The sequence below is a fragment of the Pseudarthrobacter sulfonivorans genome (assembly GCF_001484605.1).
Taxonomy (GTDB): domain Bacteria; phylum Actinomycetota; class Actinomycetes; order Actinomycetales; family Micrococcaceae; genus Arthrobacter; species Arthrobacter sulfonivorans_A.
This window is the reverse complement of sequence record NZ_CP013747.1, coordinates 4731380-4746564: the sequence shown is the minus strand read 5'-3', so window position 1 is coordinate 4746564 and position 15185 is coordinate 4731380. Positions and strand designations below refer to the sequence as shown.

Below are 15185 nucleotides of genomic sequence, written 5' to 3'. Positions count from 1 at the left end.
GATGGACAAGAGAATCTTCGGTATCGAGACCGAGTTCGGAATCTCGTATTCGAGCCCCGATTCGAGGCCGTTGGCCCCGGAAGAAGTGGCCCGGTACCTGTTCCGCAAGGTGGTCAGCTGGGGACGGTCATCCAACGTGTTCCTGACCAACGGCTCCCGGTTGTACCTCGACGTCGGCTCACACCCTGAGTACGCCACGGCCGAATGTGATGACCTGGCCCAGCTCATTGCGCACGACCGCGCGGGTGAGCTGATTCTCGACGACCTCGTTGACGAGGCACAGGCAAGGCTGGCCGCGGAAGGATTCAACGGCACGGTCTACCTGTTCAAGAACAACACCGATTCGGCCGGCAACTCCTACGGCAGCCATGAAAATTACCTCATCCCGCGCCGCGGCGAATTTTCCCGGCTCGCGGAGATCCTGATTCCCTTCCTAGTGACCCGCCAGCTGATCGCCGGCGCAGGGAAAATCCTGAAGACTCCGCACGGGGCCACGTACGCGTTTTCCCAGCGGGCAGACCACATCTGGGAGGGTGTCTCCTCGGCAACCACCCGGTCACGGCCCATCATCAACACCCGCGATGAACCGCACGCCGACGCCGAATTCTTCCGCCGGCTCCATGTCATTGTGGGCGACTCCAACATGTCCGAAACCACAGCCCTGCTCAAGGTCGGCACCGTGGACCTCATCCTGCGCATGATTGAGGCGGGAGTGATCATGCGCGACATGAGGATGGAAAACCCCATCCGCAGCATCCGCGAGATTTCCCACGACCTCAGTGGAAGGGCGCTGGTCCGTCTGGCCAACGGCCGCCAGCTCACGGCCCTGGAGATCCAGCAGGAGTACCTCACCAAGGTCACGGCCTTTGTTCAGGAGCAAGGGGCCCACAATCCCCACGTACCGTTCATCCTTGATCTTTGGCAACGGACCCTGAACGCCATCGAGAGCGGTGACACCAGCACCATCGACACGGAAATCGACTGGGCCATCAAGAAAAAACTGATGGACAACTACCGGCAGCGGCACGGCCTGGGCCTGGACGCGCCCAGGATTGCCCAGCTGGATCTTACGTACCATGACATTTCGCGGAGCCGCGGGCTGTACTACATCCTGCAGTCCCGGGGTGCGGTTCGGCGGGTTGTGGACGATACCGTGATCAAAGACGCCGTGGACGTGCCGCCGCAATCCACGCGGGCCAAGCTGAGGGGCGATTTCGTCCGGCGCGCCCAGGAACTGGGCAGGGATTACACGGTTGATTGGGTGCACCTGAAGCTGAACGACCGCGCGCACCAGACCATCCTGTGCAAGGATCCCTTCCGAAGCGTCGATGAGAGGGTGGATGCCCTGCTGGGCTCTATGGGCTGACGTTCAGGTTCACGGGCTATCCTTGATGGGGCCGTTCCTTGGCCTTGCAGCGGTGCCGGGCGCCTGATTCCGGTTCCGCGTCCACCCTGCCCCGACGAAAGTTCTCTTACGTGCGCCGACTCCTAGCAATCCTGATCCCCGGCCTGCTGCTGCTTACCGCTTGTGGCGGTTCGCCCGCAGCACCGGAACCCACCAGCCAGTCTGCCGGTGACACTGCCAAGTTCGACTCCCTGAAACTGACGGACAACGGGGACAAGAAGGCTCCCGGTGTCGAGTTCTCCAAGCCCCTCGAAGTCACCGAACCCACCATCAAGGTGGTCGCCGAAGGTGACGGTGACCGGGTCAAAGAGAACCAGATCGCAAACATCTCCATCCTCGCGCTCAGCGGTGCGGACGGATCCACGCTGGAGGACACCTTCCCCGGCGAGCCCGAACCCCTGCAGCTGAACGAGGACCTGAAGACCGGAAGCCCGGTTATCTACAGCGCGTTTGTTGGCTCCAAGGTCGGCTCGAGCCTTGCCCTGGCCATCCCGGGCCAGGCCGCAACCGCTGAAGGCGCCCCCGCCCAGCCAACGCAGCTTCTCCTGATCAAGGTGCTCTCCACCAAGGACGCACCGCAGACCGTCGCTCCGCTCGCAAAGCCCGAAGGCGAGACTGTCACCCCGCCGGCCGGCCTGCCGACCGTGAAGGACAATGACCAGGGCGTGCCGGAGATCTCCGTTGACGGAATCGCCGCGCCCACAGCACTCGTGTCCCAGGACCTGATCAAGGGCACCGGCGCGGAAGTTAAGGAAACCGACACGTTGACCGTCAACTATGTTGGCGTGAACCTCGTGGGCGGCACTAAATTTGATTCAAGCTTTGACCGCGGCGAGCCGGCCAGCTTCCCGTTGACCGGCGTCATTCCGGGCTGGACCCAGGGACTGGCGGGAAAGACGGTGGGCTCCCGGGTCCTCCTGGTGGTCCCCAAGGACCTCGCGTACGGTGATGCCGGCCAGGGCGAAGCCAAGGGTGACCTTGTCTTCGTTGTGGACATCCTCGGCGTCAAGTAAACAGCAACACATCACCCACCCAAATAATCAAAGGAGCAACCATGTCATTTGGTCAGCGCGATTTCGACCGCCAGAAGCCGGAAATTGACTTCCCGCAAGGCGATGTCCCCACCGAACTGGTTATCACCGACCTCATCGAGGGTGACGGTGCCGAGGCCAAAAAGGGCGACACTGTCTCCACCCACTACGTCGGTGTGGCCTGGTCCACCGGCGAAGAGTTCGACGCTTCCTGGGGCCGCGGCGCCCCGCTGGACTTCCGTGTGGGCGTGGGCCAGGTCATCCAGGGCTGGGACCAGGGCTTGCTGGGCATGAAGGTGGGCGGCCGCCGCCGCCTGGAGATTCCTTCCGAACTGGCGTACGGCTCCCGCGGGGCCGGCGGAGCCATTGGCCCCAACGAAGCGCTGATCTTCGTGGTGGACCTCGTGGGCGTCCGCTGACCGAAGCATCGTAACGCCGGAAGGCGCGGTAACAATCAGGGTTTTGTTTTCCTGTTGGTTGCCGCGCTTTCTGCTTTCCGCGGAGGAGTTTAGTAACGTAGCCAGCGTGTCCGTCTCCCGTACTGAACGCCTGCTGAACCTCCTGATAGCCCTGCTGAACACCAAATACGGCCTGCGCCGGGCAGAGTTGCGGGCGAAGGTCTACCATGACACGTCCGGCAACGACGTGGCCTTCGGCAGGATGTTTGAGCGGGACAAGAATGACCTCCGGCAGTTCGGCTTCGATGTGGAAACCGTCACGGACCTCGGCTGGAGCGAAGATGATCCGGCCACCACCCGCTACCGCATCGGCAAGGAATCGAACCGCCTGCCTGATGTCCAGCTCAACCCGGGGGAGTGGACCGTCCTCCTCCTGGCGTCCCAGTTGTGGGAGCGTGCCGCCCTGGGAACCGCCGCTGCCAGCGCCCTCCGCAAGCTCCAGGCCTCCGGTACCGTGTCCGACGTCGAACTTCCGGTTGGTGTTCAGCCGCGGATCCGGCCGGCGGGCCAGGCCTTTGATGATGTGGTGGCTGCCATGCACGCCCAGCACCCCGTCAGCTTTGCCTACCTGGCAGGCACCACCGGCAAGGAAGAGCAACGGACGGTGGAGCCGTGGGGCCTCGGCAGCCGCTTCGGCCAGTGGTATCTGACCGGCTACGACCGCTCGCGCAAGGCACCGCGCCACTTCCGGCTCTCCCGGTTCACGGGCCCCGTCACGGTGCTGGAGAAGGAAACCTACCCGGCGCCGCCGAACTTCAATGTCCGCGCAGAACTGGACCGGCTTCCGGAGCTCCCGCTCCGGACCGCCGTCGTGGACGTCCGGGAGGGCCGCCTCCTTGGCCTGCGCCGGCGCGCCACGCCGGTTGCCGACGGGAGTGCGGGAACGCCCGACGCCGGCTACGAACGGCTGCAGGTCAACTTCAGGGACGCTGAGGTGCTGGCCGAGGAGCTCGCATCCTATGGCCCGGACGCTGTGGCACATGCTCCCGACGAGCTGGTCGCAGCCGTGCGGCACCGGCTGCGCAACGCGGCCGCCTTCTGCGCTGCTCCCACCCCTGCCTATCTGTTTGCGGACGCACCGCGGGGCCGCGCCGTCCGCAAACGCACCTCTGAGGACCAGCTCAAACGCATGCTGCAGCTGGTTCCGTTCCTGGTCCACAACCAGGGACTGCACATCCAGGACGTCGCCGCCCGCTTCGGTGTCACGGCAGGGGAGCTGGAAAGCGACCTGCGGATCCTCATCTGCTCCGGCCTTCCCGAGGGATACCCTGACGACCTCCTCGACATCCATTGGGAGGAAGGCCACGTTTACATCACCCAGGACCTGGATCTCAAGAGGCCGGTCCGGTTCACTGTGGACGAGGCCTGCGCGCTGCTGACCGGGCTCGAGACGCTCAATGGGCTTCCCGAACTTGCTGAGGGCGGTGCATTGGAGTCGGTGACCCTCAAGCTGATGGCAGCGGCCGGCGAAGAAGGGCTGCGGGCCGGTTCGCTTGCCGGTCCGGAGGTGGGACCCGCGGATTCGGCCGTCCTTGACGTTGTCCGTGGTGCAATCCAGGAGCGGTCGCAGCTGCGGCTCGTGTACGTTTCCGCCCAGCGCGACCAGGTCTCCGAACGGGACGTGGATCCGCTCCGCCTGTATTCCCTGGACAACACCTGGTACTTCGAGGCCTACTGCCATTCGGCCCAGGGGCTGCGGAACTTCAGGCTGGACCGGGTCCAGGAGGTCCACCCGAACGGAAATCCCTCATCCACGCAGGTCCGGCCCGGCGAAGGCTTCCCGGCCAAGCTGTTCACCCCCAACGACGACGACACCACGGTCCTCGTACAGCTCACCAGGCAGGGCGCCGGCTTGGCAGACGACTATTACGCCGAACGTGTGGCGCCCCTTCCCGACGGCGGCCTCGTGGCCGAGATCCGGTTTGGCAGCACTGCCTGGCTGCCCATGTTCGTGGCCCAGCACGGCGGGGCCGCCAGGATCCTCGAACCTTCCGAGCTTGGAGCGGCGGCGCTGGACTGGATCGAGGCGGCCCTGGCCCGGTACGGCGGCTAGACTCGTCAGCATGCCTTGGTGGTCCTGGATCCTGATCTGGATTGCGCTTATTGCGCTCTCCCTGCTCTTCTATGTCCTCCTGGGCATCCGGCTGTACCGCCAGTTCATGGCGGTAATGAAGGACCTGGGCGCCGCCGGAGCCAAAGTGGCGCACTTGGCGCCGGCAGCGGCCACCGTCGATGACGGCTCCCAGCCGCTAGGGTCGGCTCAGCCCGGTGCGGCTGTTTTTGCCTCACCGGCCCAGATGCGTCATGATTACGACGCATCCAAGTCATCCCGCCGGGAGGGCCGCCGCCAGAGGCGCGTCCAGCGTAAGCACGACCGGGGCCAGCCCCAGTCGCTTCGCGATCTCAATCTCAGTTAGACGTAGGATGTTGTTAGAGGAAAGGATTTCCCGTGGGAAGACTCTTTGATGGCCCGTGGCCAATTGTCATTATCATCGTCGTTGCGCTGCTGCTTTTCGCCGCGCCCAAACTCCCTGCCATGGCCCGCAGCCTTGGCCAGTCCATGCGGATCATCAAGTCCGAGGTCAAGGAAATGAAGAACGACGGCAAAACCGACTCCACCGACACAGCTTCCGGCCCGGTGGAAGGCAAGATCGTTAACCACCCGCCGGCGAAGCCCGGTGAGCCGACGGACGGCACTGACGTTCCGCCGTCGACCCGCGCCTAACCCGAGGTGGCACTGACGCGGGGCCGTAAGTCCAACCCTGAGGGGCGGATGGCTCTTTGGGACCACCTCAAAGAGCTAAAGAACCGGCTGATCAAATCGGCGATTGCTGTGCTGCTTGCCGGCGTGGGTGGCTGGTTTCTTTACGATCCAGTTGTGGCCAGCCTGTCGGACCCGCTGATTTCCATTGCCCGGGATACTGGGCGCACTGCGGTCCTGAACTTCGCGACCATCGCAGATCCTTTTGCCTTCAAGATCCAGATTGCCATCCAGATAGGGCTGGTTATCTCCAGCCCTGTCTGGATCTATCAAGTGTGGGCTTTTATCACCCCGGGTCTGACCAAGAAGGAACGCGGCTACACGCTCGGCTTTATGGCGGCCGCTGTGCCGCTGTTCCTGGCCGGCGTGTTTGTGGCCTGGCTGGTGTTCCCCACCGTAGTCAGGGCGCTGCTACAGTTCACACCCGCCACCGGCGCCAACAACATCTCGGCCACCGACTATCTGACGTTCGCTACCCAGATGTTGCTCATCCTCGGGATCTCTTTCCTGGTCCCCGTGATCCTGGTCGGCGTCAACATGGCCGGCGTCGTCAGGGGCCGGACCATTCTCAAAGCCTGGCGGATTATCGTTTTCCTGGTCTTTGTCCTGGCCGCGCTGGCTGCACCAGGCACGGACGCCTTGTCCATGTTCCTGTTGGCTGCGCCGCTGCTGATTCTGTTCTTCGCGGCCATCGGGCTCTGCATCTTCAACGACAAGCGCCGCGAGAAGCGCGTGGCGAAACAGGCTGCTGAGACGGACGCGACAGCCGACATCGCGACGCCCGGCAGCGAACTGAATAACCTGTAGCGCGCGGCGCACTAGGCTTGAGGCATGTCCTCTATTTCCGGGCCACTCTCGCCCTCTGAAAGCTACCGGGCCAGCGCGGAACGCACGGCCGAAGCGGGCACCTACCTCGGCGGGTTTGTCCGCACCCTTGATTTTGAACTTGACGAATTCCAGCGCCTCGCCTGCCGGTCCCTCCAGGACGGCAAGGGAGTGCTGGTGGCTGCCCCCACAGGTGCCGGCAAAACCATCGTGGGCGAATTTGCCATCTATCTCGCGTTGGAACGAAACCTCAAGGCCTTCTACACCACCCCGATCAAGGCACTGAGCAACCAAAAATTCACGGAACTCTCCGAAAAGTACGGGGCGGAAAACGTCGGTCTCCTGACGGGGGACACCAGCATCAATGGCGACGCCCCCGTGGTGGTCATGACCACGGAAGTCCTCCGGAACATGCTCTACGCGGACTCGGACACCCTGGATGACCTCGGCTTTGTGGTCATGGACGAAGTCCACTACCTCGCGGACCGCTTCCGTGGTGCCGTCTGGGAGGAAGTCATCATCCACCTCCCCAGCGAAGTCCAGGTAGCTTCCCTCAGCGCCACAGTTTCCAACGCAGAAGAATTCGGCGCCTGGCTGGATACCGTGCGCGGCGACACCGACATCATTGTCTCCGAGCACCGCCCGGTTCCCCTGTGGCAGCACGTCATGGTGGGCCGGGACATCGTGGACCTGTTCGCCGGAGAAACCACCTTCGACGAAATCGCCCCGCCCGCGGATGCGGAGACCGGAGCTCCACTACCGGTCCAGGAGCGGCTCACCTCGGCCACGAAAGACGCGGACGGGCCGGGGTTCGAGGTCAATCCGGACCTGCTCAAGATGGCCCGCAGCGAAGGCCAGCAAAGTTTCGCCGGACGCTTCGGCCACGGCGGACGAAGCCAGCGCCGGCAGCACCGGCAGCGGACAGAGGACCGCCCCCGGCAGGGAGCCCAGCCCGGCGCCGTCCGGAAGGCCAGCCGGCCCCAAGTAATTGCCAGCCTGGACCGGCAGGACCTGCTGCCCGCCATCACGTTTATCTTCTCGCGGGCAGGCTGCGATGCCGCCGTTGCCCAATGTGTCTCGTCCGGACTCTGGCTGACCACGGAGAAGGAGCAGCAGATCATTGCGCAGCGCGTTGATGAGGCCGGGCAGGACATCCCGTCAGAGGATCTGGACGTCCTCGGCTTCTGGACGTGGCGGGATGGCCTGCTGCGTGGTTTCGCGGCCCACCATGCCGGCATGCTTCCCACGTTCAAGGAAGTAGTGGAGAAGCTATTCGTCGAGGGCCTAGTCAAGGCTGTGTTCGCCACCGAAACGCTGGCCCTGGGCGTCAACATGCCGGCCCGATCCGTGGTCCTGGAAAAGCTCGACAAGTTCAATGGCGAAGCCCATGTGGACATCACCGCGGGGGAGTACACGCAGCTGACCGGCCGCGCGGGCCGCCGCGGCATCGACATCGAAGGACATGCCGTTGTCCTGTGGCAGCCGGGCACGGACCCTGCCGCTGTTGCCGGCCTCGCCTCGCGGCGTACGTATCCGCTGAACTCAAGCTTCCGGCCGACGTACAACATGAGCATCAACCTGTTGGCGCAGTTTGGCCGCGCCCGTGCGCGGGAAATCCTTGAATCCTCCTTCGCGCAGTTCCAGGCTGACCGGTCCGTTGTCGGACTTGCCAAGCAGGTGCGCAGCCGCGAAGAGTCCCTCGCGGGATACGCAAAATCCATGACCTGCCACCTCGGAGACTTCACCGAGTATGCCCGGTTGCGCCGTGAACTGTCCGACGCCGAGAATGTCACCTCCCGCAGCAAGTCCCGGGCTCATAAGTCGCTGAATGAAGACTCCCTGGCGCGGCTGATGCCCGGCGACGTGGTGGACGTCCCGGGCGGGCGGGCGCCCGGACCGGCGATTGTGCTCAGCTCGGACCACAGCGGCAGGGAGCCCCGGCCTGCCATCCTGACGCTCGACAACCAGCTCAGGCGAATCGGCTCCGAGGACCTTGAGGGCCCCATCGCGCCCCTGACACGGATCCGGATTCCGAAGTCGTTCAACGCAAAGGTCCCGAAATCCCGGCGTGACCTCGCATCGTCGGCCAGGAATGCACTGCGCGAGAACCGCCCGCCTGCCCCCGGCCGCAGCACCGATTTTGGCCTGGGGTCCGTTTTGCCCCATCAGGAGAAACGCATCACGGCGCTTCGCCGGGCGCTCCGGGCCCACCCCTGCCACGGCTGCAGCGAGCGTGAAGACCACGCCCGCTGGTCTGAGCGCTGGTGGAAGCTGCGCCGGGAGACGGATGCCCTGGTCCGGCAGATCCAGGGCCGGACCAACACCATTGCCAAGACCTTCGATCGCGTCTGTGATGTCCTCTCCGCCTACGGCTACCTGGAAGCAGGAGCTGACGGGCGCCTGGCCATCAGCCCGGATGGCCAGCGGCTCCGCCGGATCTACGGCGAGAAGGACCTGCTGATTTCGCAAGCACTGCGGCTGGGCGCACTCAACGACCTGGACGCCGTCGAAGTAGCGGCCCTGGCCAGCGTCCTGGTCTACCAGGCCAAACGCGAGGACAGGGGCCTCCGCCCCCGGATGCCCAGCGTCTCGCTTGAATCGTCCGTGGATGTGGTGATCCGGGAATGGTCGGCCCTGGAGGACGTGGAAGAGTCGAACAAACTTCCGCTGACTGCCGAACCCGAACTCGGTCTTGTCTGGCCGATGTACAAATGGGCCAAGGGACGGCACCTCCAGGAAGTCCTCAACGGCACGGACCTGGCGGCAGGCGACTTCGTCCGCTGGGTCAAACAGGTCATCGACCTCCTGGACCAGCTCGCCAAGATTCCCGGCCTGGATCCGCGCGTCTCCAGGCTTTGCGCAGAAGCAATATCACTCATCCGCCGCGGCGTCGTGGCCTACTCTTCCGTACTTTGATGTCCCGGCTCTGATGCACCGACAGCCTGCCTTCTTCCCCCTAGCCCCAGGAGCTTCGCCCGCATGACCACTGAACGTTCCACCACGCCCGCGCCGCACGAGCGGAAGGTGGTCCTGTACCGCAACGGCTCGGTCTACACAGCAGCAGACCCCTTTGCCACCGCCATGCTGGTTGACGGCGACACCGTGGCCTGGGTCGGCTCCGAGCAGGCGGCATCCTCCATCGCTGACAGCTCCATGGAGATCATCGACCTCCATGGCGCCCTCGTAGCGCCGGGGTTTGTTGACTCCCACGTCCACCTCACGGAAACCGGCATCGCACTGGGTTCCCTCCAGCTGGGCGGGATCCGTTCCGCCCGGCAATTACTCGATGCCGTGGCCGCAGCCAAAGGCGACGGCCCCCTGCTGGGTCATGGCTGGGATGAATCCACGTGGGAGGACCCGGCCCTGCCGGCGGCCGAGGAGCTTGAGCAGGCGGCCGGCGGCAGGCCGGTGTTCCTGGCCAGGGTGGATGCGCATTCGGCGTTGGTCTCTTCCTCCTTGGCTGCCGCCGCCGGGCTTGGCGGACTGGACGGCTACAGTGCGGGTTCACAAGTGAAGCGGGCCGCCCATACAGCGGCCCGCCAGGAAGCACGGCGGCTCCCGGAGGCCAGCCTCCTGACCTACCAGCGGCGCGCCCTGACCGAAGCGGCCGAAAACGGTTATGTGGCACTGGCGGAGATGGCCGCGCCGCATATAGGCGGAGTTTCCGACCTTCGCCTTGCCGCCGCGTGGAACACGGCGGCCGGAGAGGCCATGCCGGAAATCCTGCCGTACTGGGGCGAACTGGCCACCTCCGAGGAGCAGGCCCGGGCGCTGCTGGACGAACTGGGCGTATCCGTGCGCGGCCTGGCAGGCGACCTGAACATTGACGGTTCCCTCGGCTCCAGGACAGCGGCACTGAGGGCCGGCTACAGCGACGCGGCGGGGGAGCGGGGCAGCCTCTACCTCTCGGCAGAGCAGGCCGGCGCCCACCTGGCGGCCTGCTCGCTGCTGGGCATCCAGGGCGGCTTCCACGTCATCGGCGACGCGGGACTTGATGCCGCGCTGGAGGCACTGGAACTCGCGGCCGCCGAAGTGGGCGAACAACGGATCCGTGCCGCCGGCCACCGCTTCGAACATGTGGAAGTCGCAGACCCCAAATCAGTGCAACAGCTGGCCCGCTACTCCGTCACAGTCAGCGCCCAGCCACGGTTCGACGCTGACTGGGGGAACGAAGGCGGCATGTATGAGCAGCGCCTGGGGAGCCGGAGCCGCTCCATGAACCCGTTTGCCTCGTTCTATGCTGCCGGTGTTCCTATCTGCTTCGGCAGCGACAGCCCGGTGACACCACTGCGCCCGTGGTCCAGCGTGCGTGCCTGCCTGGAACACCACAACCACGCTGAACGGATCTCGGCCCGCGCAGCGTTCCTCGGCCACACCCGCGCGGGGTGGCGGGCAGCAAAGCACCACAACCCGATGGCCGGGCAACTGGTTCCCGGCGCACCAGCCAGTTTCGCTGTTTGGGATGCTGAGGAGCTCATGGTCCAGGTGGCGGACGGCCGCGTCCAGTCCTGGAGCACGGATCCGCGTGCCCGCACGCCCCTTCTCCCGGCACTTGATACCGGCGTGGACCCGGTGTGCCTGCAGACCGTGAAGGACGGCGTGGAGCTGCATTCGAGTCCGGCACTGCGCTCTTGACCGGACACACCGGCCAACGCTCCCATAAAGCGCCCTATAATAGGTAGTTGCGCCTGACCGCCAGCTACTCCGCTACGGTTCAGCCGCTCCGACCGCTCCCGTCCAGGAAGGCCCTTTGTGCGCGTCCTCACCATCATTCCTACTTACAACGAGCTGGAATCGCTGCCCAAGACTCTTCAACGCCTCCGCGCAGCCGTACCGGCCTCGGACGTACTGGTGGTGGACGACAACAGCCCGGACGGCACCGGTCAGCTTGCGGACGGCTTTGCCGCCGAGGATGCACAGGTTCACGTCCTGCACCGCAAAGGCAAGGCAGGCCTGGGAGCCGCCTACATTGCCGGGTTCAAATGGGGACTCGAGGCAGGCTACGACGTCCTGGTGGAAATGGATGCGGACGGCTCACACCAGCCCGAACAGCTTCCCCAACTGCTGGAAGCCGTTGATCAGGGCGCGGACCTTGCCATGGGATCCCGCTGGGTACCCGGTGGCAGCGTGGTCAACTGGCCGCTGTACCGGCAGGCGATTTCACGCACTGGCAGCACGTACGCCCGGCTGATGCTGGGCCTGAAGATCAAGGACGTCACCGGCGGCTACCGCGCCTTCCGGCGGACCACGCTGGAAAAACTGAACCTCGACCTTGTCGATTCAGTGGGCTACGGCTTCCAGGTTGACTTGGCGTGGCGTGTAGCCAAGCTGGGCCTCAGGATCGAGGAACGCCCCATTACGTTCGTGGAGCGCGAGCTCGGAGCGTCAAAGATGAGCGGCAACATTGTTGTTGAGGCCATGGTCAACGTCACCAGGTGGGGCCTGCAGGCACGCTGGAACAAGCTCACAGGCAAGAAGGATCCGGCCCAGGGCTGACCTGCAACGCCGTTAGGACAAAGATAAGGGGCCGGGCCGGCAAACGTGATCACGTTGCCGGCCCGGCCCTTCTTAATCGTTCAGATCGCGTCAATCGATGACGCTATGACCTCGGCGGGAGGCCGTGACCGCCGCTGGGGTCAGGCGCTGCGCCGTTCGCCACGGCGTTCGCGCAGGATGGTCAGCCGGTCCTCGAGGATCTGCTCCAGCTCCGGAAGGGAACGGCGCTCCAGGAGCATGTCCCAGTGCGTACGGACAGCCTTTTCGTTGCTGGTGTCCGGACGTTCGCCATCGACGAGGAGCGCTTCCTTGCCGGTCTTGGAAACCCACACAGGAGGAATTTCAGCCTCTGAAGAGAACGTCACGAAGACCTGCTCGCCGTCCTCGCACCGGTATTCGACGCGCTGGCGCGGAGCCGGCTCAACGCCGGACTCGGTCTCCATGCTCTGCGCGCCAAGGCGCATACCCCGCAGGCTGCGATCGCTCATGTTTTCTCCCTCTGGTCGGTTCGCGGAGCAGGACTCCACGCAAGCCGGAACGGCATAACCGCCCCGGACTACTGTGTGCACTGTGCTGCATCATAAGATTCAACGCATTGCGAAGCTTTCTTGTTCCAGCGGATCTGGTCCGACCGGACAAATACTCAACTATACCGGCCTGGGGCCTAGCCGCAAAACGGGAGGGGACCCGCGACCAAGCGCGAATCCCCTCCCGCCCCGTATGAGGCAAATCCGTGTCAGGACCCAGGCTGTTTAGCGGGTTCCTCGTCGAACAGCCCGCCGCCGCCCGCGGTCGGACCAGGATTAGTACCCCCGAGCGCCTGGCCGATGCCCTTGAGTGCCTCGCCAATTTCGCTGGGAACGATCCACAGCTTGTTTGATGATCCCTCTGCGATTTTCGGAAGCGTCTGAAGGTACTGGTAGGCCAGGAGCTTCTGGTCGGGGTTGCCCTTGTGGATGGCGTCAAAGACCTTCTGGATGGCCTGTGCCTCACCGTCTGCGCGGAGGATGGCCGCCTTGGCGTCGCCCTCAGCCGCAAGGATCGATGCTTGCCGCTGGCCCTCGGCCGTCAGGATGGCGGACTGCTTGGTGCCTTCGGCCGTGAGGATCGCAGCGCGGCGGTCTCGCTCGGCCCGCATCTGCTTCTCCATCGAGTCCTGGATCGAGTGGGGCGGGTCAATGGCCTTGAGCTCCACGCGCGAGACCCGGATGCCCCAGCGGCCGGTTGCCTCGTCCAAGACACCGCGCAGCTGGCCGTTGATCTGGTCGCGGGATGTGAGCGCCTCTTCCAGGTTCAGGCCGCCCACAACATTACGCAGGGTGGTAGTGGTGAGCTGCTCCACGGCCTGGATGTAATTGGCAATCTCATAGGTGGCGGCGCGCGGGTCAGTGACCTGGAAGTACACCACAGTGTCGATGGACACCACCAGGTTGTCTTCGGTGATGACCGGTTGCGGTGGAAAGGACACCACCTGCTCCCTCAGGTCCAGGAGCGGCAGGAGCCGGTCCACAAACGGGATCAGGATGGTGAGTCCCGGGTTAAGGGTCCGCTGGTACTTGCCGAGCCGTTCAACGACGCCGGCCCTCGCCTGCGGGATAATCCGCACCGAGCGGACCAAGACAATGATCACGAACACGATCAGGACCACCAGCACAATGGCCAGGGCGGCTCCTCCTGCGTTATCCATACGACTCCTATTCCCCAATTGTTAGGCTGTACTTAGGACTGAGTGGCCTGCTCCGGCTGGGCGGAAACCACAGCCGTGGCCCCGTCGATGGCGGAGACCACCGCCTTCTGGCCGGCAGGCAGGACGCCACCGGAGGACCGGGCGCTCCAGACATCGCCCCCGATCTTGACGAGGCCGCCGGTGGAGCTGACTGCTTCCATCACCAGGGCCTGCTCGCCGATGAGCCGGTCAATGTTGGTGCGCTGGTCGGCGGGTCCCTTTTTCAGATGGCTTAGTGCCACCGGGCGGACAAAGGCGATCATCAGCAGGGAGACCACGCAGAACACCACAATCTGCAGCCACAGGTCAGCGCCGGCAAAATCTGCGACGAGCGCGGCAACTGTTCCGCCGCCGAGCATGATGAAGAACAGGTCAAGGGTGATCATTTCGATCACTGCGAACGCGAGGAAGGCGGTGAGCCACAGGGCCCACCAGTTTTCGCCGAGCCATTCAAACATTCCGTCCCCCTTGACCATTCGGTAGCTGTCTATTTATCCTAGTCCGCCGGAAAGCAGGACGGCAGGTTGCGTGAAGGGCAGCGGTTGAACGTGGCCAAGTCGTTACGGTGCGGACCGTGCCGGACGGAAGACCGTGATCCGGAATCGTGCCTCCACCTGGGTCGACACCCCACCACTCCCGATTTTGGCTGCAATGGCCGTGCGGTCCAGGTGGTGCCCGGCCGGACCCATGAAGGCCAGGTCAGCCAGCTCGCCGGGCGTTAGCATCATCAGGATATCCAGGTCCCGGGTGGACTCGGCGGCGAAGTGCGGCGAGAGGGATTCTGCCAGCCGCGCGTCCTTGTCGTCCTCGATGGACAGCATCCCTGCCTGGGCGGCAACGGCGGCAAGGTGTCCGGCGCGCGGCGTCACCACCACCAGCCTTCCGCCGGGGCGGAGGACCCGGGCGAATTCGGCGGCGTTGCGGGGGGCGAAGATCACCGTGATGGCGTCGACGGCGGCGTCGGCCACCGGGAGCGGCTGCCACACATCGCAGGCAAGGCTGATCGCCTCGGGGTTGAGGCGCGCGGCGCGGCGGAGCGCGAACTTGGAGATGTCGAGCGCGACGGCGGCGTAGCTGGCCGTGCGCCGCTGCACCTCATCCAGCACCACCCTGAGATAGTGGCCGGTCCCCGTACCCGAATCGAGGACTGTGAATGGTTCGCCCGGGCTTATCCCGGGCGCGACGGCGGCCGCGACGGCGTCTGCCAGGGGGCGGTAATGTCCGCCGTCGAGGAAAGCGAACCGGGCCGCCACCATCCCTGCGGTGTCGGCTTCAAAGACTGTCCCCTTGCCCACCAGCAGGTTGAAGTAGCCCTGCTTCGCCGCGTCGAAGCCGTGCCCGGATCCGCAGACCAAGGCCTTGCGGGCCGCGTCACCCGGCCCGCCCCGGACATTCAGTGCGGCGCCGCACACGGGGCAGCGCAGCGGAGGGAGAGGGCTTGATGGCATACGGACCATCTTAGGGCGGGGAGCGGGCCGGCGCG

Annotated in this window: 14 protein-coding genes; 10 read left to right on the top strand and 4 right to left on the bottom strand. The window is 64.8% G+C overall.

All coding sequences use genetic code 11. From position 1 onward, the window contains the following. Position 1 precedes the first annotated feature (1 nt). The 10 genes from pafA (at position 2) to AU252_RS21550 (ending at position 11976) form a co-directional block, all read left to right on the top strand. A complete protein-coding gene (gene pafA, locus AU252_RS21595) occupies positions 2–1366 on the top strand; it encodes a Pup--protein ligase (RefSeq protein WP_056339994.1) in 1365 nt (454 codons plus the stop codon). Between the two features lie 110 nt (positions 1367–1476). Next, positions 1477–2418 (top strand): FKBP-type peptidyl-prolyl cis-trans isomerase, encoded by a 942-nt coding sequence (locus AU252_RS21590; protein ID WP_058932467.1) that lies wholly within the window; start codon positions 1477–1479, stop codon positions 2416–2418. 41 nt (positions 2419–2459) lie between these two features. Continuing rightward, a complete protein-coding gene (locus AU252_RS21585; RefSeq protein WP_056340002.1) occupies positions 2460–2855 on the top strand; it encodes an FKBP-type peptidyl-prolyl cis-trans isomerase in 396 nt (131 codons plus the stop codon). A 106-nt stretch (positions 2856–2961) separates the two neighbouring features. Next, complete coding sequence (locus tag AU252_RS21580; protein ID WP_058932466.1) at positions 2962–4947, top strand: helix-turn-helix transcriptional regulator; 1986 nt, start codon at positions 2962–2964, stop codon at positions 4945–4947. A 10-nt stretch (positions 4948–4957) separates the two neighbouring features. After that, the gene (locus tag AU252_RS21575) at positions 4958–5311 is read left to right on the top strand and encodes a hypothetical protein (protein ID WP_058932465.1); all 354 of its coding nucleotides are present in this window, start codon (positions 4958–4960) and stop codon (positions 5309–5311) included. A 32-nt stretch (positions 5312–5343) separates the two neighbouring features. Further along, positions 5344–5619 carry a Sec-independent protein translocase subunit TatA gene (gene tatA, locus AU252_RS21570; protein WP_056340008.1) on the top strand — a complete coding sequence of 92 codons (276 nt, stop codon included), beginning with the start codon at positions 5344–5346 and terminating at the stop codon, positions 5617–5619. A gap of 48 nt (positions 5620–5667) precedes the next feature. After that, positions 5668–6462 carry a twin-arginine translocase subunit TatC gene (tatC, locus tag AU252_RS21565; RefSeq protein ID WP_058932464.1) on the top strand — a complete coding sequence of 265 codons (795 nt, stop codon included), beginning with the start codon at positions 5668–5670 and terminating at the stop codon, positions 6460–6462. A gap of 24 nt (positions 6463–6486) precedes the next feature. Beyond that, positions 6487–9396 (top strand): DEAD/DEAH box helicase, encoded by a 2910-nt coding sequence (locus AU252_RS21560; RefSeq protein WP_058932463.1) that lies wholly within the window; start codon positions 6487–6489, stop codon positions 9394–9396. A 63-nt stretch (positions 9397–9459) separates the two neighbouring features. Beyond that, positions 9460–11115 (top strand): amidohydrolase, encoded by a 1656-nt coding sequence (locus AU252_RS21555; RefSeq protein WP_058932462.1) that lies wholly within the window; start codon positions 9460–9462, stop codon positions 11113–11115. Between the two features lie 117 nt (positions 11116–11232). Then, positions 11233–11976 carry a polyprenol monophosphomannose synthase gene (locus tag AU252_RS21550; protein ID WP_058932461.1) on the top strand — a complete coding sequence of 248 codons (744 nt, stop codon included), beginning with the start codon at positions 11233–11235 and terminating at the stop codon, positions 11974–11976. Between the two features lie 140 nt (positions 11977–12116). On the opposite strand, the gene AU252_RS21545 is transcribed toward AU252_RS21550, so the two are convergent. The 4 genes from AU252_RS21545 to AU252_RS21530 all read right to left on the bottom strand — a co-directional run bounded on the left by AU252_RS21545 (position 12117) and on the right by AU252_RS21530 (position 15150). Continuing rightward, on the bottom strand, positions 12117–12464 hold the full coding sequence (locus AU252_RS21545; RefSeq protein ID WP_003802221.1) for an RNA polymerase-binding protein RbpA: 348 nt from the start codon (positions 12462–12464) through the stop codon (positions 12117–12119). 248 nt (positions 12465–12712) lie between these two features. Beyond that, complete coding sequence (locus AU252_RS21540; RefSeq protein ID WP_058932460.1) at positions 12713–13663, bottom strand: SPFH domain-containing protein; 951 nt, start codon at positions 13661–13663, stop codon at positions 12713–12715. A 32-nt stretch (positions 13664–13695) separates the two neighbouring features. Continuing rightward, entirely contained in the window at positions 13696–14160 is a 465-nt protein-coding gene (locus tag AU252_RS21535; protein WP_058933099.1) for an NfeD family protein, read from the bottom strand. Positions 14161–14262: 102 nt separating this feature from the next. Beyond that, positions 14263–15150 carry a methyltransferase domain-containing protein gene (locus AU252_RS21530; RefSeq protein ID WP_058932459.1) on the bottom strand — a complete coding sequence of 296 codons (888 nt, stop codon included), beginning with the start codon at positions 15148–15150 and terminating at the stop codon, positions 14263–14265. Positions 15151–15185: the final 35 nt, after the last annotated feature.